We start from the raw sequence: 19,785 nt of genomic DNA, 5'->3' as shown, positions 1-19,785 counted from the left end.
GCGGATGCGCTGCGCCTCGCCGCCCGACAGCGTCGCCGACGCGCGGTCGAGCGAGAGGTACGTCAGGCCGACGTCGAGCAGGAAGCGCAGCCGGGCCTGGATCTCCTTCAGGACCGCGCCGGCGATCATCGCCTCGCGCTGCCCCAGCTCCAGCTCGTCGAGGAACTGCGACGCCTCCGCGATGGACAGCGCGCAGACCTCGGCGATGGACATGTCGCCGCGGGTCTGGTGGGCCAGCGTCACCGCGAGGATCTCCGGCTTGAGCCGGGTGCCCTGGCAGGCCGGGCACGGCACCTCGCGCATGTAGCCCTCGTACCGCTCGCGCATGTACTCGGACTCGGTCTGCTCCTGGCGCCGCTCGAGGAACGGGATGACGCCCTCGAAGGCCGCGTAGTACGAGCGCTGGCGGCCGTAGCGGTTCTTGTAGCGGACGTGGACCTGCTCGTCGACGCCGTGCAGCACCGCCTTCTGGGCGCGCGCGGGCAGCCGCCGCCACGGCGTGTCCATCCGGAAGCCGATGGTCTCCGACAGCGACTCGAGCAGGCGGATGAAGTAGTCCGCGCTCTGGCCGCCCGACCACGGCGCGATCGCGCCCTCGGCCAGGGACAGCTCGTCGTCCGGGACCACCAGCTCCGGGTCGACCTCCTTGCGGATGCCGATGCCGGTGCACTCCGGGCAGGCGCCGTAGGGCGAGTTGAAGGAGAACGAGCGGGGCTCGAGGTCCTCGATGGCCAGGGGGTGGCCGTTCGGGCAGGCCAGGTTCTCGGAGAAGCCGCGGATCCGGTGCGGGTCGTTGTCCGGCAGGTCGACGAACTCGAGCTCGATCAGCCCGTCGGCCAGCCGCAGCGCCGTCTCGACCGAGTCGGTGAGCCGCTGCCGCGAGGCCGCCTTGACGCTCAGGCGGTCGATGACCACGCCGATCTGGTGCTTTTCCTGCTTCTTCAGCTTCGGCGGGTCGGTGAGCGGGTGCACCGTGCCGTCGACGACCACGCGCGCGTAGCCCTGCTGCTGCAGGTTCTCGAACAGGTCGACGTACTCGCCCTTGCGCCCGCGCACCACGGGGGCGAGCACCTGGAACCGGGTGCCCTCCTCCATGGCGAGCACCTGGTCGACGATCTGCTGCGGGGTCTGTTTGCTGATCGCCTCGCCGCACGTCGGGCAGTGCGCCTTGCCGGCGCGGGCGTAGAGCAGGCGCAGGTAGTCGTAGACCTCGGTGATCGTGCCCACGGTCGAACGCGGGTTGCGCGAGGTCGACTTCTGGTCGATCGACACCGCGGGCGAGAGGCCCTCGATGAAGTCGACGTCCGGCTTGTCCATCTGCCCCAGGAACTGGCGGGCGTACGCCGAGAGCGACTCGACGTAGCGGCGCTGCCCTTCGGCGAAGATGGTGTCGAAGGCGAGGCTCGACTTCCCCGACCCGGACAGGCCGGTGAAAACGATCAGGCTGTCGCGGGGCAGGTCGAGATCCACGCCGCGGAGGTTGTGCTCGCGGGCACCGCGAACAACGAGGCGATCAGCCACGCCAGGGTCCTCTCAATGTCTTCTTCAGCTGCGGTCGCCGACCCGGTCTGCGCCGTCTCGAAGTCGTCTCGAAACGGCTGCACGGGTGGCCTCGATCCATGCTACGAGCCACCACCGACAAAAACCGGTTCCGCGTCCTTGACCTGCGGTTCTTCGGGCTTTCGGCGTCTGGTGAGCCACCGGTGGGCCGGGCGTTCGACCCCCGCGGTGACCGCCCAGCCGGCCAGCACGGCGGCGCCGACGACCGCGGGGAGCCGCAGCCAGCCGGGCAGGCCGAGGTCGAGCAGAGCACGGGCCAGGATGTAGCCCAGTTCCTGGTGCACCAGGTAAAGACCATACGAGATGCCCGCGAGCCAGGTGACGGCCGGGGCGATCCGCGCCAGTCCCGGGAACCGCCAGTCCGGGCCGCGGGCGGCCAGGCAGACCAGCAGGAGCAGCACGGCGAACCCGATCGTGGACGGCCAGCGCTGCGCGTCCTGCGGCAGCGCGACGTGGAACGGGAAGACCTGCAGGTCCTGAGCGGCCACGGCGGCGGCGAAGAAGAGCGCGAGGTGCCACGTCGTCAGCCGGCGCTGCGCCCACAGCCAGATCGCGACGCCGATGGCGAAGACGTGCAGCCGGTGCAGGCCCAGGCCGTAGTAGCAGGTTTCGACGACCGGGCTCGCCGTCCCGGGCGCGAAGACGAGGAAGCGCAGCGCGAGCGGGACGAGGATCAAGGACCACAGCAGGGCGACGGTCAGCCGGTGGGTGCGCCACGACCGCGGCCACAGCAGGGCGGCGCCGGTGAAGGCGAGCAGCTGCACCGGCAGCGTCCAGTAGGAGCCGTCGAGGTAGTAGAACGTCTCCGACCGGATGCCCCACTCCTGCACCATGCCGAGGTTGGCGATCAGGTCCAGCCAGGTCGGGATGTACCACGGCGACGGGTTCGACGGCGGTCCCTGCGGAACGCCGAAGAGGAAACCGGTGAGACCGGGCGGGTAGGGCAGGCCGCTGAAGGAGATGGCGGCCCACCGCGTCACGACGTAGGTCAGCAGGACGGCGGCCAGGTAGGCGGGCACGAGGCGCGCGACGCGGTTCCACAGCCACCGGCGCGGGTTGCCCTTGCGGAGGCTCACGCAAACGAAGTAGGCGGAGATCACCAGCAGGATTGCGGCACCGAACTGCGCTGTCACCCTGATGGGGTACCCCGTGAGTTCCGGGTGCAGGAGGGCACCCTGGTGGGTGACGTGCCCGAGGATGACGGCCAGGACGGCGACGACCCGGAGGAGGTCCCAGCTGATCCGGCGCGGCGTCGGGGAGGTGGGCACGGTCGTCCTGAGGTCGGGGCTGGCGGGGTTCGCGGTGAGCCTACGTGGCGAGGCGGCCGCGCGCTTGTGCGGGTGGAACCGCTTGGAGCGAAACGACTACCGTGTGCACGGTGAACATCGTGGACACTTACACCGGGCACGTCGACCCGGGCGGCGACGCCACCCGGCGCACCCTGGACGCGCTGACCATCACCAAGCTGTCCGTCGGCCCGATGGACAACAACGCGTACCTCCTGGTGTGCCGTTCGTCGAACGAAGCGTTGCTGATCGACGCGGCGAACGACCCGGACCGCATCTCCGACCTGATCGGCCACGGCCCGGACCGGCCGTCGTTGAAGACGGTCGTCACCACCCACCAGCACCAGGACCACTGGCAGGCCCTGGGCGCGGTGGCCGGAGCGAACGGAGCGAACACGGCGGCCCACCCGCTGGACGCCGCACCGCTGCCGGTACCGCCGGACTTCCTGGTCGAGCACGGGGACACGCTGACGGTGGGCGACGTCACCCTGTCGGTGATCCACCTGCGCGGCCACACGCCGGGATCGATCGCGCTGCTGTACCGGGATCCGGCGGGCCACCCGCACCTGTTCACCGGGGACTCGCTGTTCCCGGGCGGGGTGGGGAAGACGGCGTCGCCATCGGATTTCGAGTCCCTGCTGGACGATGTGGAGACGCGCATCTTCGGGGAGCTGCCTGACGAGACGTGGTTCTACCCGGGGCACGGGGACGATTCGACGCTGGGCGCGGAACGACCGAAGCTGAAGGAGTGGCGCGACCGCGGCTGGTGAGCTGACGACGTACCTGGACGGGACTGGCTACCAACCGGAGCGGCCAGTCCCGTTTGGTTATCCTGCCGGGAACGACACCTCGATCAGGCGCGCTAGCTCGCTTCAAGCAATCTTCCGGCTTCGGCAGATCACGCTGTCACTGCTGAGCGAGTCCACCCTTGGACGCGACGCTGAGCCCTACTTCTACTTTCGACGTCCTGAAACAGCCCAGCATTCACGACGCTGCGTGTCGTCACGGTAGCGCTGCGTGTCAGCCATCACGACGTGCCGAGGGGTCTGGCCGGGCGCGCTGTCGACCCTCCGCCCTGAGCGGTGCTCCGAAGAAGCACGCGCGGTAGAGCCATCAGCGGCACAATCGCTGACGCGACTCGGCAAAGCTGGGAGAACCGAGTTCAGAGACGCGAATGACACACGGTGAGGCGCCAACAACCCTGGCGGCCTCGAGAAGATCAGATCACTGCATCGTTCGAGACGGGCCCAGCCTGATCAGCCTGGCGGCGTTGCGTCTCGCGGACTTACCGCCGCAACTCGGGTCGCGTCGGCCGACTTCGGCCACGGCGGCAGCCGTCGGGTCCGACCTGCTGCGATACCTCGGCAAACTTGAGCGACCCGCATACGGCGAACGACAAAGCCCGCAATTCCGGGTAATCCAAGACGCAAACTTCTCGTGCCACGAAGTTCACATGAATTCTTATTTTTGCGAACCCTGCAACTTCCAGAGGAAGTACATGTCAGACAATTCCACCTGGCCTTTTTCTTCAAAGTATTTGGCGAGATGCACCCCAGGAATGGCTGACCCCAATGCAACTCCAGCCGGCAACAAGAGAGGGATCCCCGAAATAAGGCCGACAACCAACACGGCAGCACCGATAGAAATGTTCGTCGCAGACTTTCGAGCCATCACCTTGCGAGCAACGTTCAGTCGCTGATCGATGTCATGAAGGGCCGGCGATATGAATTCTTCAACTATCCCGGCGCCAACTTGACCCAATCCCAAACCTTCTCCTCCCTTTGCTATGGCTTCATTTATCCCCGCCCGGAGCGCCGAGCGAAAACGCTCAAATGCATCCATCTCATCCTCTCGGATCTTCAAAAGATCCGACGCGGAGACACCGTTCAAGATCGGCACGCCGATCTCTACAGCTACCTCGTCAGCAAAACTTCCTGCCGAAGCCCCGATTTCGCCGGCGCGGGGCGACAAAATCGATTCAAGCACCGGCGATAAAGTCGCAAGGGGTGCAGAGAGCTCGCGAGCCATGGCCACGTCAGCGGCGGCAAACTCTGCGTATCGACTGAATAACTCCTCCGATATCATCCGCTTGAGCTCGTCCTCTTCTCGGCCAGCTGGCGACCCCGAGAGATGACCCCACTGAATTCCAGTGAGCGGATGTTCGTAGACGAAGTGAAAATGCTCACCGTAAATGTAATGATCTTCGATCTGGTGGATAACGCCCCGCGTCAGAGTCTGGACAATCTCCTCCCGGTCATCCATAATTCGCTTGAGACCCGCGGCTTCAAGCCCGGAGACATCCCGCCCATGCTGAACGCATGGATCGAGCTTCTGCCTGAAAACCACGTTCTCGAGCGCGCCGATTCTCCGCAGATGCAGCAACAGGCGACAGTGATCACGCACCCTCTCGCGCGCAGTATCATATTCCTTGTTGAGAATCATCTTTGCATATCGACGAGCAGATAGTCCCTCAACGACTATCTCGTCGAAGTAGTGCCAAGTCGACCCGAACGCTCGGTCGACTTCTCCGGTCAGCTCAACCTCGTCTGCAGCTGTCAATTCGCCCGATAAATCGATCCCCCGACCGGCCACTATAGGATTATTTGTTCGCAGATTCTGCCCGGGGAGGGCACTCTGCTCCACGGCCATGGAGGAGAGTTCACGAAACTTACCTTTGTCTGCAATTGCTTTTTCAACGTCGCTCGCCGTCTTGATCTCAGACGAATCCATCCACTCCAGAAGCCAGAAGTTGTCACTCAACAGCAACTCCCTAGACGAATAGCTGACAGCTTGGTTGTCAAGCCAGCCAAGCGTACTGCGACAGACGCTGGCCCGCGACGTGCATCCCGCAGTGGCACGCACCATGCCTTCCACTGCCCCACCAGCCCATTCAGGACCCCGAACGCCGGCCGGGACGATGATCACGGCAACCTCGGCGAATCGTGCGAGCGGCCGGCAAGCTGACGACCATCCGGGCCGAGGCTACCTATTCAGCGGATGGACTGTTCTGCGGTCGAGTAAGCGCGCGGATCCTTGGCAGCTTCCTCGACGGCCACATTCTCACTCGTCGAACCCATCACGGGTGCTTGTCCAGGTAGCCCACACTCCCGGCCGACCGGGGCGCCAGTCAGCAGTCAGGTGGTCGTCTGCGCCGCGACGGGCCGCCGATCAACTCGACGCCACACGATCTGCCCAGGCTCCCCGACAGCAGCCGATGCCGCCAGCCAGGAACCGCTGAATCAGCTGGCGGGCCGGCTCGAAGAGCCTGCCCGGCCGCCCTCGAGCCCGTGCGGGCGATCCGCGGCCGACTCCGACGAAGGTGCTCCTCGTTCGTGCCAACACGGAGCTCGTCGCACATTCCGTTTCCACCACGCCAGCAACCCACACCGGTCGGGAGAAACCGACCCGATCTTCTCGCGCGTAATCCGTCAGGTAACCCGAACCACCTTACCTCAACTCTTTACGGGTCATGCACGGTATGTTACTTTCTGCAACAGACGGTCTGGGTCAGGTTTGCATTAGGAGCCCTTTCCCTGTTGAGGACGACCCGGAATACATTGGCTACCCGAACTCACGACGGGGAGGGCCGGTGGGTCTCAGCAAGCACGCCAAGCGGGTGCTCCAGCAGCAGGCTTCCGCACTGCTGACGGAGCACTTCCCCCAGCTGGGCGCCGACCGCCGCCGGATTCTCACCGCCCTGGTCGTCGAGACCGTGGGCAGCTGGCGGCTCTTCGTGCGGGCCGATCCGCCCGACTCCCGTGCCGATGCCTTCCTCGTCGGCCCCGAAGGTCTCTTCGCCGTCACCATTGCCGACGGCCCGCCGGAACGGCCGCATGCGCTCGTCCGGCACGCCGAAGAAAGCTGCGCCGGGATCCGGGACGGCCGCGGCCGGGAACTCACCGGCAGTGCCGTCCACCTCGTGCTCGTCACCCCCGGTCCCCGAAGGGTCGTCCGGGATCCCGGGCCGTTCCGGGTCGTCGCCGAGACCGAACTGGCGAAGCTGCTCAAGCCCGCTGCCGCACACCTCAACCGGCGCCAGATCGAAGCGATCAGCGAACAGACCGGGAAGATCCTCGACGGCTACGTCCCGCTGCGCGTCCGAGCACCCGAACACCGCACGGCGGCAGACGGGTTCCTGGACGCCGGAACGCTCGTCGAAGCCGAGGTTGCCGCCGCTCAGCTGCGGCCGTTCGACTCGTGGCTGACCTTCCTGCACCCGCACCAGCGGGCGATCGTCACGCGCGACTACCGCGGGCCGGCGCGGATCAGCGGGCCGGCCGGGACCGGGAAGACCGTCGTGGCGCTGCACCGGCTGCGGCACGTCGCCCGGCGGACCTCCGGGCCGGTGCTGTTCACCACCTTCGTGCGCACCCTGCCGCCCGTGCACGAGGCCGCTTTCCGCCGCTTGGCCCCGGAGTTCGGCCGCCGGGCCGAGTTCGTGCACCTCCACGCCTGGGTGCGCCGGTTCCTGACCGCGCGCGGACGGCCCGTCGAGGTCGACGCGCGCGCGGTGCGGACCGCCTTCGGCCGTGCCTGGTCCCGGCACCGCGCCGTGCTGGAGCCGATCGAGCGGCACGACGAGTACTGGCGGACCGAGATCGACCGCGTCATCAAGGGCCGCGGGTTCACCACGCTCGACGAGTACCGCCGCCCCGCCGTGCGGCGGGGGCGCGAACTGCGGCTGGGGCCCGAACAGAAGGCCGCCGTGTGGCAGTTCTACGAGACGTACCAGGAGATGCTCGCCGAACGCGGGCTGCACGACCACAACGACGTGATCGACCTCGCCCTGGCCGAGCTGCGGCGGCAGCCGCTGGAAACCCGGTACGCCGCGGTGGTCGTCGACGAGGTGCAGGACATCACCCTGAACGGACTCCGGCTGATCAAGGAGCTGGCCGGCACCGGCCCGAACCAGCTCCTCCTGGTCGGTGACGGCCAGCAGCAGGTCTACCCGGGCGGCTGGCGGCTCTCCGACGCGGGCATTCCCGTGCAGGGCCGGGGCGAGGTGCTGCGGGTCAACTACCGCAACCGCACCGAAGTCCTGGCCTTCGCCCAGCGGTTCGACGCGCGCAACGAAGTGGACGACCTCGACGGCGCGTCCGGGATCGCGCTGAAGCACGCGGAAGCGGGCAACACCGGCGGGACGGCGGTGTCCTGGCGCGGCACCGAAGCGGAGCTCGCGGCCGAACTGACCCGGCGGATCGCCGGCCTGACCGCCCCGCTCGGGCAGACCGCGCTGATCCTCTTCCAGCGCCAGGACGTCGTGCGGTGCCGGCGGATCCTGCGCGAGGCCGGCGTGCCGGTCCTGTCCCTCGACGACTATTCCGGCGCACCCGACGAACACCTCAAGGTCGGCACCGTGCACCGGGCGAAGGGGCTCGACTTCCAGGCCGTCCTGGTCGTCGAGTTCCCGGCCCGGGCGGGGGAAAGCGGGGCCGCCGCGGACGAGGCGTCGGAGCTGCGCGACCGGCAACGCCTGGTCGCGGCGACGCGCGCCCGCGACTTCCTCTGGTGGGGTGTCGTGGACACGGACGGAGCAGCCGGGTAACGATCGGGGACACCGGGGCAACTTTCCGGACGAACCGGGCGTCTCCAGCAAACCCAGCGCCGGGACTTCCATCGGTTCGCTCCGTCAGGAGGCCCACCATGTCCAGAACCCAGTGGCGCGCGCTCGCCGCCGTCACCCTGCTGCTCACCGGGAGCGGGATCCTCGCCGCCGCCGCGGGGCCGGCCCAGGCCGCCGATCCCGTTCCACCCGCCATGCCCAAGATGACCAACATCCGGACCGGGCTGAACACCGGGTTCGACCGGGTCGTGCTCGATCTCACCAGTGGGCCGGCGCCGTCGGTCTCCTACCAGCTCGTCGACGAGCTGACCGCCGACGCCAGCGGGGAAATCGTGTGGCTCACCGGCGAATTCTTCATCAACGTCGCCGTCACGCCGGCGGCCGCGCACGACGACAGCGGGAACCCGACCTACCCCGGGCCGACGAAGTTCCGGACGCGGAACCTGCACAACGTCATGGCCGTCGCCGTCACCGGGGACTTCGAGGGCCAGGTCTCCATCGGGCTCGGGGTGCGGTCGCGGACCGCGGTGAACGTCTTCACGCTCACCGCGCCCAACCGCGTCGTCATCGACGTCGCCAACTGAGCCGTCGCCCACTGAGCCGTCCCCGCTGCACGGCGGGCGGGGGAGTCACCCGCGCTCGTACGGGATCTTCTCCCCCGCCTCCACCGCGAACGGCAGGTGGTTGCCCGCCGGCGGCAGTGGGCACGTCGCGAAGTCGGTGAACGCGCACGGCAGGTTCACCGCGCGGTTGAAGTCCAGGGTCACCGCACCGTCCGGTGCAGGCGCCCCGACCGGCAGCGAGCGGTTGGCCGCGTAGGTCGTCACACCGCTCGTCTCGTCGGTGAACAGGATGCTGAGGCCGCCGCCCTTGCCGTTGAACGCGGTCAGCGTGTGCGACGCCCCTTCATGCGAGAAGTGGACGACGCCCGGCGCCGTGTAGACGTGGCTCAAGCCTTCCACGACCGCGCCCACGGTGGTGGGCCGCGGCGAGTCGAACGGCTCGAACCGCCCGGACAGCACCCACGACGGCGACGGCTCGTACGCCGGGACGCCGCGGAACTCGCGCAGCACCTCGGCCTTCGGGTCGTGGACGCGGATCAGGTACCCCGAGCGGCGGGCCACCTCGATCTCGACGTCGCCGGCCAGCACCCGCGTGCCCGCACCGCTGTTGACCAGGTCGAACCGCCGGACGCCGGTGATCGGTTCCCCTTCGTGGGCCAACGACGCGCCGGCCGGGTCGACGTACGCCGCGTCGGCGTCCTGCCACCAGCGGCCCGGGATGCCGGGGTACTCGCGCGGCGAGTCGGTCAGCCAGTCGAGCGAGACCAGCGCCAGCCAGCCGTGCGGCTCGGCCAGGTCGGTCTCGCGCCGGGTCTTCCAGTCCTGCCACTCCTGGGTGAACGTGCTCATCGCGGACCCCTTTCCGTCGGCTACGACAGTGCCAACCCGGGGTTCGCGCCGCTATTCCCCGTCCCGGTATCCGGGCACACCGGTCAGTCGAAGGACCACTGCAGCCCGTAGCTCAGGCCCTGGTGCAGGTCGTGGAACTCGAGACCGACCTCACCGACCCGGTTGACGGTCAGCGCGTCGCCCGAGTCGACGCCGTCGTCGACCACCCGGCCCGGGACGCCGTTGAGGCGCCACACCCGCGACGGCGGTGCCGCCCGGTCGAACCGCACGCGCACCGTGAACTGCTCGCAGCGGCGCAGCGGCGTCATGGCGTAGTACGGCCGCAGTTCCGTGCGCCGGGGCGTGAACCGGATGCCGTACTCGTGGCGCTGGCCGAGCCGCAGCGGGTTCGGCAGCCGCATGACGAACTGCGCGTGGCTCGCCGACACCTGGCGCGCTTCGACGATTTCCCCGCCGAACAGCGCGTCCGCGGTGATGTCCGGCACCGGGTCGCTGCCCGGTTCGGCCGGCACGCTGAACGGCAGGACCAGCTCGTCGAGCTCGTCGACCTCGGCGACGATCCGGCGTTCCTCCTGCAGTTCCGGTGGGGTGCGGTCGAGCCGGAGCATCGCCTTCATCGACTCGACGTACCAGCCGGCCAGCGGGTGCAGGTCACTGCGGGGCCCGGGCGCGCCGAGCAGCTCGTCGAGCCGGCGGAACGCCAGGTCGATGCGGCGGCGGGCGGTGCGCGGGTCGCGGTCGAGGACGCTGGCCAGCCACGAGATCCGCCGGTCGAGGAACTCCCCGGCGGCCTCCTCGTGCAGGCCCAGCGCCGCCAGCGCGGCCAGCTTGAGGTCCGGCGGCAGCCGCCCGCACAGCTCGGTCAGCCGCAGCACGAGCTTCTGGCGCGCGGCGACGGGCTGGTCGGTTTCGGTGATCGCGCACGCCGCGCGCAGGCACGGGCCGATCCGCTGGTGCAGATCGGCGGCGTCGAGACCGCGGCCGCGGCGCAGCTCGTTCAGCTCGCGCACGAACGGGGAGGCGTGCTCGTCCGTCGTCCCACCCCCTCGTCCCCCCGCGGCAGATTTTCCCACGCTACCAGTTTCCGTTCTCCGAAAGCAGGACAAATCACGGACGTCGGAATTCGGAATACCCGGCCGGCCGACCCCCCACGAGCCGGCCGGCCGGGTCGCCCCGCGGGTCAGTTCACCCCGAAGATCAGGGCCCAGATCGAGTGGCTCTCCATCAGACACACCTCCTCATCGCTGTACCCAGGCCGAGGCGGAAAGCGGCGCGGAGCCGTGGAACGTCGGCGCGGACGGTTCCGCCGCGTTTCCGGCAGCCACCGCGAAACCCGCGAGGGCGCCGACCACGAACGCGGCGAAGACCGATTTCACCAGGGTCAGAATTTTGCAGTAGACGTTCACGGCACGGGCTCCCCGACCTCGCTCGAAATGAAATCCGGCCGGGTGGCATCGCATTCTTTCCGGCCGGACTCCAGGATCACCGGGCGGCGGCGTCCGTCAGAGGCCTGCTGTCACGGGCCTTGTGTGCCGTTTGGCTCAGAGTGGGCGAAGGCGCGCAGGACGCGGAGTTCGCGGATGAGGAAGCGGCGCCGGCCCGTCTCGACGATCCCGCGCTCCCGCAGCACGCGCAGCGCCCGTGCGACGGTACGGCGGGCAGCACCGATCTGCGCGGCGATGTCCTCCTGCGAAAGCGCGTCGATGACCACGCCCTCCGGCACGGTCCGGCCGCGCTCCTCGGCCAGCCGGACCAGCACCACGGCGACGCGGCGGCTGACGTCGAAGGCGGCCGCGTCGACCCGGGCGGACTCGGCGTTGCGGAGCCGTGCCGCGACCGTCTTGATCGTCGCGACGGCGATCGCCGGCCGGGCGTGCAGGACGTCGATGAACTCCGCGCCGGTGAACTGGAAGACCGTGCAGGGTTCGATCGCGCGCACCGACGCCGACCGCGGCCGCTGGGTGACCGCGGCCAGGTCGCCCAGCACCTCGCCGGGTCCGCGCAGCCCGAAGACCACCTCCCGGCCGTCCTCCATGATCGTGGAAACGCGCACCCAGCCGGTGACCAGCACGTGGACGTGGTCGGACGGATCACCCTCCATGAACACGACGTCGTTCGCGCGGAACCGGCGGCGGGTACCGCGGGCGAGCAGGTACTCGCGATCGGTGTCGGCGAGGCAGGCCAGGAGCGCCCCGTCCGCTGTGTCGTCGTACCCGCCCATGGTCCCCCTCCGGAGGTTCACCGTAACCCGGCGTGGCGGTCTTCGGCGAGGGTCGCGACCGGTAGGGTCGCCGCGTGGACGTGGAGATCTACACCGACGGCGCGTGCAGCGGGAACCCCGGACCGGGCGGCTGGGGCGCGGTGCTGCGCTACGGCAGGCACGAGCGCGAGCTGTACGGCGGCGAAGCCACGCCGACGACGAACAACCGCATGGAGCTGACCGCGCCGATCCGCGCGCTGGAGAGCCTGACCAGGCCGTCGCAGGTGCGCGTGTACACGGACAGCACGTACGTGCGCAACGGCATCACGCAGTGGCTGCCCCGCTGGAAGAACAACGGCTGGCAGACCGCGGCGCGCGCCCCGGTGAAGAACGCGGACCTGTGGCAGCGCCTGGACGCGGCGATCGGCGGGCACACGGTCGAATGGCTGTGGGTGAAGGGCCACGCGGGCCACCCGGAGAACGAGCGCGCCGACCGGCTTGCGGTGCGGGGCGCGCAGGAAGCGCGGGAGAGCGGGAAGCCGGTCAACGCGGATTAGTCCGGAGTGGACGGTCATGGCAGAATTTCCCGATGCCTCCCGCTCCGTGCCCGTGCGGCCTCGCCGAGTCCTACGCCGCCTGCTGCGGCCGGTTCCACAGCGGCGGCCTCAGCGCTCCCACCGCCGAACTCCTGATGCGGTCGCGGTTCAGTGCCTTCGCCGTCGGTGACACCGCGTACCTGCTGCGCACCTGGCACCCCGGGACGCGGCCGCGGCGGCTCGAGCTCGATCCCGGCCAGGAGTGGACGCGGCTGGAGATCCTCGGCCGCAGCGGGGGCGGGCTGCTGCACGCCGAGGGCACCGTCGAGTTCCGGGCGCACTACCGCCACCGGGGCCGGGACGGCTTCCTCGAGGAGAACAGCCGCTTCCGGCGTGAGGATGGCCACTGGGTGTATCTCGACGCCGAGTGAGACCGGCGTGCTAAACAGTGCGGCGATGGGAAAACTGACGCGCCGCGCCCGGGCCAAGGCCGACTACCTCGGCTTCATCGGTGCCCGGGAGTGGCCGCTCGCCGCGTCCGGGCTGGGGGTCGCGCTCGGCGTCGTCACCATCCTGCCCAGCGCCGTCGGGGTCGTGCTCTCCGTCGTCGCGCTCGCGCTCGGCGTCGCCACCTTCACCCGGGACGTCCGGCTGCTGCGCCGCCGGTGGGCCGGGTTCGAGTTCACCACCATCGCCGCCCCCTTCCCCACCGCGGAACTGCCGCCGCCGGCCGCCTACCCGGAGTCGGCCTACCTCGCCGTGCCCGCCCGCGGGACCGCGCTGGTCAGTGCCGCCATCGACCGTGACCTGTGGGAAGAACGGCACACCATCGACGTCGCCGAGGAGCGCTACCGGCTGCCGCCGTCCCTCAAGGCCACCGCGCCGCACGTGCTGCCGCTGCGGGCGCGCGGCCGGTTGCTGTTCAACGGCCCGATCGTCGGCATGCGCGGCGAACCGCTGCCCGCCGCCGGCGCCCGGCCCGCGCCGATCCGGCTGCACCGGGCGCGGTTCTTCGACGCCGTCTGCTCGAACGAGCTCGCCGCGCTCCGGATCACCCGCACCGACACCGGTGAGGAGTACGACCTGCGCAAGGCCGAGCTCACCGACAGCGCCGGCGCCCTCCGCGAGCTGAGCAGCAGCGCGCTGGCCGACCTCGTCGGTGTCTCGACGGTCGCCTTCACCACCGACGGCAAGCTGGTCACCGTCCGGCAGTCGCCGCTCAACTCCGTCAGCGGGCTGCTGCTCGCCCCCTCCGGCAGTGGTTCGCTCGAGCCGCGCGACCTGCGCACGCCCGACGGCGGCCCCCGCCGCTTCCTGCACACCGCGGTCCGCGCCGGGATGGAACGCGAGCTGTGCGAGGAGAGCGGCCTCACCCCCGAGGACGTCCGCGAGACGAAGGTGGTCGGCTTCGCGCGCTGGATGGAGCGCGGCGCCAAGCCGGAGTTCTTCGGGCTGACCGAGCTGGCGGTCGACAGCGCCGAGGTCGCCCGGCGCCGCCCGGTCAGCGGCGAGCGGCTCTACAGCGCCGGCCTGACGCTGTTCGACGTCGACCTGCCCGCGATCGGCGCCGCGCTGGCCGGGGGTGTCCCGCTCAGCGAGGCACTTCCTCAACGGCTCTGGGAAGACGGTTCCCTGCCGCTCCTGCTGGCCCTGCGTGCCGCCGCGGCGTGGCAGGCGGCCCGGGTCTGACGAAACGGCCTCTGTTCCCGGCGTGAGCGGGCCGCTACGATCGTCGCAATTGTTAGGAAAGTTCCCTAACGATGGTCCGCTGTCCCCCGCCGCCGTGGGTGCCTAGGAGGCGCGCTAGTGAGCTATCGGCAGAGAAGAACCCGGACTCTCCTCGCGGCGGCGGTGCTGGCCGCCGCGGCGAGCGGCGCCAGCGTCGCCTCGGCCACCGGGCAGGAACCGGTCAGGGCGGTGGTCTCGGCCGCCGCACCGGCGACCGCGGTCCCCGGCTTCCTGATCCAGACGTCCGCGCAGGTCAGCGACGACTCCGCGGTCTCCAAGCCCGGCTACAACACCTCCGGCTGGTACCCGGTCGGCCCGCGCTCGACCGTCTACGCCGGCCTGCTGGCCAACGGCAAGTACGCCGACCCGTTCTACTCGACGAACATGAAGAACGTGCCGACCGCGGACTTCCAGGTCCCGTGGTGGTACCGCACGGACCTCACGGTCGCCGACACCACCCAGCGCACCTACCTCGACTTCAGCGGTGTGCTGTCGAAGGCGGACGTCTGGGTCAACGGCACGCGCGTCGCCGACAAGACGCAGGTCAACGGCGCTTACACCCGCCACGACCTCGACATCACCGCGCTGGTGAAGGCCGGCCCGAACAGCGTCGCGTTCAAGGTCTACCCCAACGACCCGAACAAGGACCTGTCGATGGGCTGGATCGACTGGGCGCAGACCCCGCCGGACCAGAACATGGGCATCGTGCGGGACGTCCTCGTCCGGCGCAGCGGCCCGGTGGCGCTGCGCGGCGGCCACGTCGTCACGAAGCTGACCGGGACGACCCACGCCGACCTGACGGTGAAGGCCGACGTCCGCAACGACTCGGCCGCCGCCGTCTCGGCGACGGTGTCGGGCACGGTCGCCGGACGCGCGATCAGCCAGTCGGTCTCGCTGGCGGCCAAGGAGAAGAAGACCGTCACGTTCGGGGTGATCGGGATCGACAACCCGCAGGTCTGGTGGCCGGCCGGGATGGGCGGGCAGCCGCTGTACGACCTCGACCTGACCGCGAGCGTCGGCGGGACGGCGTCGGACTCCTCGCACTCCACCTTCGGCATCCGCCAGGTGACGGCGAACAAGAACGCGAGCGGCGGCCGGGCGTACACGATCAACGGCCGCCCGCTGCTGATCAAGGGCGGCGGCTATTCGCCGGACCTGTTCCTGCGCTGGAACGAGCAGTTCGCGGCCGACAAGCTCGCCTACGTCAAGGACCTCGGGCTCAACACCGTGCGCCTGGAGGGCCACATCGAGCCGGACGAGTTCTTCGACCTCGCCGACCGGATGGGCGTGCTGACGCTGCCCGGCTGGGAGTGCTGCGACAAGTGGGAGGGCCAGGTCAACGGCAGCGAGAAGGGTGACCCCTGGACCGCCGCGGACTACCCGGTCGCGAAGGCGTCGATGACCGCGGAGGCCGAGCGGCTGCGCGACCACCCGAGCGTCATCTCCTTCCTCATCGGCAGTGACTTCGCCCCCGACGCGACGATCGAGAAGAACTACCTCGACGCGCTGTCCGCCGCGGACTGGGCGACGCCGGTGGTCCCGGCCGCGTCGGCGAAGTCGTCGCCGCAGCTGGGGTCGTCGGGGATGAAGATGAACGGGCCGTACGACTACGTCCCGCCGAACTACTGGTACGACAAGGCGCACAGCGACCTCGGCGGCGCGTGGAGCTTCAACTCCGAGACCAGCGCCGGGCCGGACATCCCGACGATGGACACGCTCAAGCGGATGATGTCGGCGAGCGAGCTCGACACGATGTGGAAGAGCCCGTCGACCGCGCAGTACCACCGGTCGTCGTCCTCGACGTTCGCCAACCTGAAGCTGTTCGGCGACGCGCTGACCGGCCGCTACGGCAAGCCGTCGAGCCTGGCGGACTTCGTCCGGAAGGCGCAGCTGGCGCAGTACGAGAACGTCCGTGCGGAGTTCGAGTCGCACTCGCGCAACTTCAGCGACAGCTCGAACCCGGCGACCGGGATCATCTACTGGATGCTCAACAGCGGCTGGACGTCGCTGCACTGGCAGCTGTTCGACGCCTACCTCGACCAGAACGGCTCGTACTTCGGGGCGAAGAAGGCGAACGAGCCGCTGCACATCCAGTACTCGTACGACACGAAGTCGGTCGTGGTGGTCAACCACAACCACGCCGCGGCGTCGGGGCTGACCGCGTCCGTGAAGCTGTACAACCTGGACGGCACGGAGAAGTTCAACCAGTCGAAGAGCGTTTCGGTGGGCGGTGACGGCGCGAAGACGACCGCGCTCACCATCGGCTCGGTGAGCGGGCTGTCGACGACGTACCTGGCGAAGCTGGTGCTCAGCGACTCCTCGGGCAAGGAGGTCAGCCGGAACGTGTACTGGCTGTCCACCAAGGCCGACACGCTGGATTGGGGCAACAGCGACTGGTACTACACGCCGACGACGTCCTACGCGGACCTTTCGGGGCTGAACTCGCTGGGTGCGGTCACGGTCGGCGCGACCGCGTCCTCGACGGCGAACGCCGACGGCACCACGACGACCGAGGTGACGCTGAAGAACGACTCCACCGGCAAGGTGCCGGCGTTCTTCGTCGACGCGCACGTGGTCGGCGCGGCGGGCGCGCCGGTGCTGCCGGTCCGGTGGACCGACAACCAGGTCAGCCTCTGGCCGGGCGAGTCGACGACGCTGACGGCGACGTACCGGACCGCGGACCTGCACGGAGCCACGCCGTCGGTGCGGGTCGCGGGCTGGAACACCGGCACGAAGACGATCCCGGCGGACGGCTCGGTCGACCCGGGTACCCCGGCGGACCACCAGGCCGAGGACGCGGCGATCACGAACGGCGTCGCGGAGTCGAACCACCTGGGCTACACCGGCAGCGGGTTCGTCAACTACGACAACGCGGTCGGCAGCGCGGTGGAGTTCACCGTGAACGCGGCCGCGGCGGGGAGCGCGAACGTCGTCCTGCGGTTCGCCAACGGCACCACGACGAACCGCCCGATGGACATCACGGTCAATGGCACGAAGGTGGCGTCGGCCGTGGCGTTCGGCGGCACGGGGAACTGGGACACGTGGCAGACGGTCACGATCCCGGTCACCCTGACCGCGGGGACGAACAAGATCAAGGCGACCGCGACGACCGCCGACGGCGGCCCGAACGTCGACAAGATCACCGTCTAGCCCGGGGCCGGGGCGGTCTCGTGCCGCCCCGGCTCAGTCCCAGAGGAGGCGTTGCTCGCGGTCCGGGTCGGACACTGTCGTCGAGACGTCGTCGAACAGGTGCGTCACCCGGTCCGCCGTCGTGTAGCGGGGCCAGCCCGGGTCACCGGTCGTGATGAAGCGGACCCAGGCGTCGAACATCTCCGTCGCCACCGCCTGCATCCGTTCCGCCGGGAACGTCCGCCCGGCGAAGAGGAATCGCCAGTTCTTGTTGCGGATGTCGTCGAACACCAGCGGCAGGTCGAGGCCGTGTGCCGCGCCGAGGCCCTTGCCGCGCGGGGCGATGCGCCAGTCCAGGCGGTACATCCAGGCGTCCGGCTGCCTCTCGGCGAAGCGGATCGCCGGGATCCACCAGTCCCCCGCCGTCAGCGCGCGGTTGCGGATCTGGTCTTCAGGCCAGTCGAGTAGGTCGTCATACGCGGCGACGGCCTTTTCGACCGCGGGCGCGTCCAGCATCGTCGAGCCGACGCCCAGCAGCTTCGCGCCGCCCGACTGCAGCCAGCTGAACAGGTCCTCCTCGTCGGCCGTCGTCCCGATCAGCAGCGGGATCTCGCGCACGCCGTCCAGCGGGCGGCGGGGCAGCAGCTCGTCGCCGACGACCACGCGGTAGGTCACCTTGGTGCCCGACACCGCCGAAACCCGTTGCTGCGCTTCGAGGATCCTGGTCACCGGCAGCGTCGCCAGGTCCTCCGGCGCAGCGTCCAGCTCGGCCAGGACCGCCGAAGCGACCGCCGCGCCTTCGGCCGGGGTGTGGACGACCGAGCCGACTCCGGTGCCGCTCTGCACGATCGCCTGGTGGACGAGCCCGCGGGTGGCCGGCACGGCCAGCAGCGTCCCGACCGTCCGGCCGCCGTTGGACTGCCCGGCCAGCGTGACCCGGCCCGGATCGCCGCCGAACGCGCCGATGTTGTCCCGCACCCAGGCGAGCGCGGCGACCTGGTCGCGCAGGGACAGGTTCGAATCGGCGACGCCGGGCAGGTGCAGCATCCCGAGCACGCCGAGCCGGTAGGCGATGGTCACCGCGACGACCCCGCGCCGGGCGTACGCGGACGCGTCGAACTGGTGCGGCGCGCCCATCACGCCGCCTCCGCCGTGGATCCAGACCAGCACCGGGTACGAGCCGGGCCGGGCGGGCGCGGAGACGTTCAGGTGGAGGCAGTCTTCGTCGCCGGTGAAGCCGCGCCCGGTCAGTTCGGGCTGCGGTGCCCGGGACGCCCACTTCGTCGCGTCGCGAACGCCGTCCCACGGCCGCACGGGCTCGGGCGCGCGGAACCGCAGCTCGCCCACCGGCGGTGCGGCGTAGGGCACGCCGAGGAACGTCCTGACCCCGTCCTGTTCGGACCCGCGCAGGGCACCGGCCGCGATCTCCACTGTCGTCACCGGCCCAGCCTAGGAGCTTGTGCTGGAGTGCGCTCCAGCGTGTTGACTGGGCTCACCCACCGGGAGGGAACCATGAGCGCGTCCGAAAACAAGCAGCTCCTGAAGACGGCGTTCGACGCCTGGGCGACCGGCGACATCCGGCCGCTGCTCGCCGCGATGGCCGACGACGTCACCTGGACGGTCAGCGGGCACAACAGCTGGTCCGGCCGCTTCCGCGGCAAGGACTCGGTCCGCCGCGACCTGCTCGGCCCGCTGGGCGCGCAGTTCGAGGGCACCTACACGAGTACCGCGAGCCGGTTCGTCGCCGAGGACGACGTCGTCGTGGTCGAGACGCAGGGCAGCGTCGCCACGAAGGCCGGGGCGCGCTACGACAACAAGTACTGCTTCGTCTTCCGCGTCGAGGACGGGCGGATCCGCGAGATCACCGAGTACATGGACACCCAGCTGGTCGCCGAAGTGCTCCCCGAGCTGGCCAGGTGACACCCGCCGCGGCGGGCGGGTAATGATTACCCCGTGCACATCGCGGCAGAGATAGTGGCGCTGGTCGTGACCGTCCTCGTCGTCAGCGCGGTGGCGCGGCGGCTGGACTGGTCCGCTCCGCTGTGCCTGATCGTCGTCGGCGTCGCCGGCTCGTACGTCCCCGGCGTGCCCGAGGTCCACCTCGACCCCGAGGTCGTGCTGCTCGGCCTGCTGCCCCCGCTGCTGTACTCGGCGGCCATCCAGACGTCGCTGGTCGACTTCCGGAAGAACCGCGGGGCGATCGGGCTCATGTCGGTCGGGCTCGTCGTGTTCACCGCGCTCGGCGTCGGCGTGGTCGCCTGGGCGGTGATCCCCGGGCTCCCGCTGGCCGGCGGCATCGCGCTCGGCGCCGTCGTCGCCCCGCCGGACGCGGTCGCCGCCAGCGTCGTGGCCCGGCGGGTCGGCATGCCGC

Annotated in this window: 17 protein-coding genes; 9 read left to right on the top strand and 8 right to left on the bottom strand. The window is 69.8% G+C overall.

From position 1 onward, the window contains the following. Both CCN39_RS06820 and CCN39_RS06815 read right to left on the bottom strand, forming a co-directional pair. A partial coding sequence (locus tag CCN39_RS06820) for a UvrA family protein (protein ID WP_491844419.1) occupies positions 1-1,521 on the bottom strand: 1,521 nt, incomplete at its 3' end. A 101-nt stretch (positions 1,522-1,622) separates the two neighbouring features. Next, positions 1,623-2,828, bottom strand: coding sequence for an acyltransferase family protein (locus CCN39_RS06815; protein ID WP_086839458.1), 1,206 nt, complete (start codon positions 2,826-2,828; stop codon positions 1,623-1,625). A gap of 110 nt (positions 2,829-2,938) precedes the next feature. On the opposite strand from CCN39_RS06815, the gene CCN39_RS06810 reads away from it, so the two are divergent. Next, positions 2,939-3,616 carry an MBL fold metallo-hydrolase gene (locus CCN39_RS06810; protein ID WP_086839460.1) on the top strand — a complete coding sequence of 226 codons (678 nt, stop codon included), beginning with the start codon at positions 2,939-2,941 and terminating at the stop codon, positions 3,614-3,616. A 691-nt stretch (positions 3,617-4,307) separates the two neighbouring features. On the opposite strand, the gene CCN39_RS49265 is transcribed toward CCN39_RS06810, so the two are convergent. Then, on the bottom strand, positions 4,308-5,606 hold the full coding sequence (locus tag CCN39_RS49265; RefSeq protein WP_143263971.1) for a hypothetical protein: 1,299 nt from the start codon (positions 5,604-5,606) through the stop codon (positions 4,308-4,310). 829 nt (positions 5,607-6,435) lie between these two features. On the opposite strand from CCN39_RS49265, the gene CCN39_RS06800 reads away from it, so the two are divergent. Together CCN39_RS06800 and CCN39_RS06795 are read left to right on the top strand one after the other, a co-directional pair. Then, positions 6,436-8,391, top strand: coding sequence for a UvrD-helicase domain-containing protein (locus CCN39_RS06800; RefSeq protein WP_086839455.1), 1,956 nt, complete (start codon positions 6,436-6,438; stop codon positions 8,389-8,391). Positions 8,392-8,489: 98 nt separating this feature from the next. Further along, complete coding sequence (locus CCN39_RS06795) at positions 8,490-8,993, top strand: AMIN-like domain-containing (lipo)protein (protein ID WP_086839453.1); 504 nt, start codon at positions 8,490-8,492, stop codon at positions 8,991-8,993. Between the two features lie 45 nt (positions 8,994-9,038). Here the strand turns inward: CCN39_RS06795 and CCN39_RS06790 are convergent, their stop codons facing one another. The 4 genes from CCN39_RS06790 to CCN39_RS06780 form a co-directional block, all read right to left on the bottom strand. Continuing rightward, the gene (locus tag CCN39_RS06790; RefSeq protein WP_086839451.1) at positions 9,039-9,821 is read right to left on the bottom strand and encodes a DUF1684 domain-containing protein; all 783 of its coding nucleotides are present in this window, start codon (positions 9,819-9,821) and stop codon (positions 9,039-9,041) included. 83 nt (positions 9,822-9,904) lie between these two features. Further along, positions 9,905-10,894, bottom strand: a complete 990-nt coding sequence (locus CCN39_RS06785; RefSeq protein ID WP_244210651.1) for a hypothetical protein — start codon at positions 10,892-10,894, stop codon at positions 9,905-9,907. Positions 10,895-11,059: 165 nt separating this feature from the next. Continuing rightward, positions 11,060-11,227: a hypothetical protein gene (locus CCN39_RS50065; protein ID WP_158104488.1), complete on the bottom strand. Its 168-nt coding sequence runs from the start codon at positions 11,225-11,227 to the stop codon at positions 11,060-11,062. Positions 11,228-11,337: 110 nt separating this feature from the next. After that, entirely contained in the window at positions 11,338-12,042 is a 705-nt protein-coding gene (locus CCN39_RS06780; RefSeq protein ID WP_086839448.1) for a Crp/Fnr family transcriptional regulator, read from the bottom strand. A 74-nt stretch (positions 12,043-12,116) separates the two neighbouring features. Between CCN39_RS06780 and rnhA the strand changes: the two genes are divergently transcribed. The 4 genes from rnhA (at position 12,117) to CCN39_RS06760 (ending at position 17,435) form a co-directional block, all read left to right on the top strand. Further along, positions 12,117-12,578 carry a ribonuclease HI gene (gene rnhA, locus CCN39_RS06775; protein ID WP_086839446.1) on the top strand — a complete coding sequence of 154 codons (462 nt, stop codon included), beginning with the start codon at positions 12,117-12,119 and terminating at the stop codon, positions 12,576-12,578. Positions 12,579-12,610: 32 nt separating this feature from the next. After that, positions 12,611-12,988 carry a YchJ family protein gene (locus tag CCN39_RS06770; RefSeq protein WP_086839444.1) on the top strand — a complete coding sequence of 126 codons (378 nt, stop codon included), beginning with the start codon at positions 12,611-12,613 and terminating at the stop codon, positions 12,986-12,988. Between the two features lie 25 nt (positions 12,989-13,013). Continuing rightward, positions 13,014-14,246, top strand: a complete 1,233-nt coding sequence (locus tag CCN39_RS06765) for a hypothetical protein (protein ID WP_086839442.1) — start codon at positions 13,014-13,016, stop codon at positions 14,244-14,246. A gap of 117 nt (positions 14,247-14,363) precedes the next feature. Then, a complete protein-coding gene (locus tag CCN39_RS06760; RefSeq protein ID WP_208630162.1) occupies positions 14,364-17,435 on the top strand; it encodes a glycosyl hydrolase 2 galactose-binding domain-containing protein in 3,072 nt (1,023 codons plus the stop codon). A 33-nt stretch (positions 17,436-17,468) separates the two neighbouring features. On the opposite strand, the gene CCN39_RS06755 is transcribed toward CCN39_RS06760, so the two are convergent. Beyond that, the gene (locus tag CCN39_RS06755; protein ID WP_086839438.1) at positions 17,469-18,854 is read right to left on the bottom strand and encodes a carboxylesterase/lipase family protein; all 1,386 of its coding nucleotides are present in this window, start codon (positions 18,852-18,854) and stop codon (positions 17,469-17,471) included. Positions 18,855-18,926: 72 nt separating this feature from the next. Here CCN39_RS06755 and CCN39_RS06750 point away from each other — a divergent pair, with 72 nt between their 5' ends. Together CCN39_RS06750 and CCN39_RS06745 are read left to right on the top strand one after the other, a co-directional pair. Continuing rightward, positions 18,927-19,334, top strand: coding sequence for a nuclear transport factor 2 family protein (locus CCN39_RS06750; protein WP_086839436.1), 408 nt, complete (start codon positions 18,927-18,929; stop codon positions 19,332-19,334). Between the two features lie 33 nt (positions 19,335-19,367). Beyond that, positions 19,368-19,785: cation:proton antiporter domain-containing protein (locus CCN39_RS06745; RefSeq protein ID WP_244210650.1), on the top strand; the 418-nt coding region annotated here is incomplete at its 3' end.

The sequence above is a fragment of the Amycolatopsis kentuckyensis genome, assembly GCF_002155975.1.
Taxonomy (GTDB): Bacteria; Actinomycetota; Actinomycetes; order Mycobacteriales; family Pseudonocardiaceae; genus Amycolatopsis; species Amycolatopsis kentuckyensis.
This window is presented reverse-complemented; position numbering and strand designations above follow the sequence as displayed.

What these genes read in the sequence shown, in the direction of transcription:
- CCN39_RS06765 (WP_086839442.1), top strand. Translation starts at nt 13,014, where the DNA reads ATGGGAAAACTGACGCGCCGCGCCCGGGCCAAGGCCGACTACCTCGGC.
- CCN39_RS06795 (WP_086839453.1), top strand. Translation starts at nt 8,490, where the DNA reads ATGTCCAGAACCCAGTGGCGCGCGCTCGCCGCCGTCACCCTGCTGCTC.
- CCN39_RS06790 (WP_086839451.1), bottom strand. Translation starts at nt 9,821, where the DNA reads ATGAGCACGTTCACCCAGGAGTGGCAGGACTGGAAGACCCGGCGCGAG.
- CCN39_RS06770 (WP_086839444.1), top strand. Translation starts at nt 12,611, where the DNA reads ATGCCTCCCGCTCCGTGCCCGTGCGGCCTCGCCGAGTCCTACGCCGCC.
- CCN39_RS06780 (WP_086839448.1), bottom strand. Translation starts at nt 12,042, where the DNA reads ATGGGCGGGTACGACGACACAGCGGACGGGGCGCTCCTGGCCTGCCTC.
- CCN39_RS06750 (WP_086839436.1), top strand. Translation starts at nt 18,927, where the DNA reads ATGAGCGCGTCCGAAAACAAGCAGCTCCTGAAGACGGCGTTCGACGCC.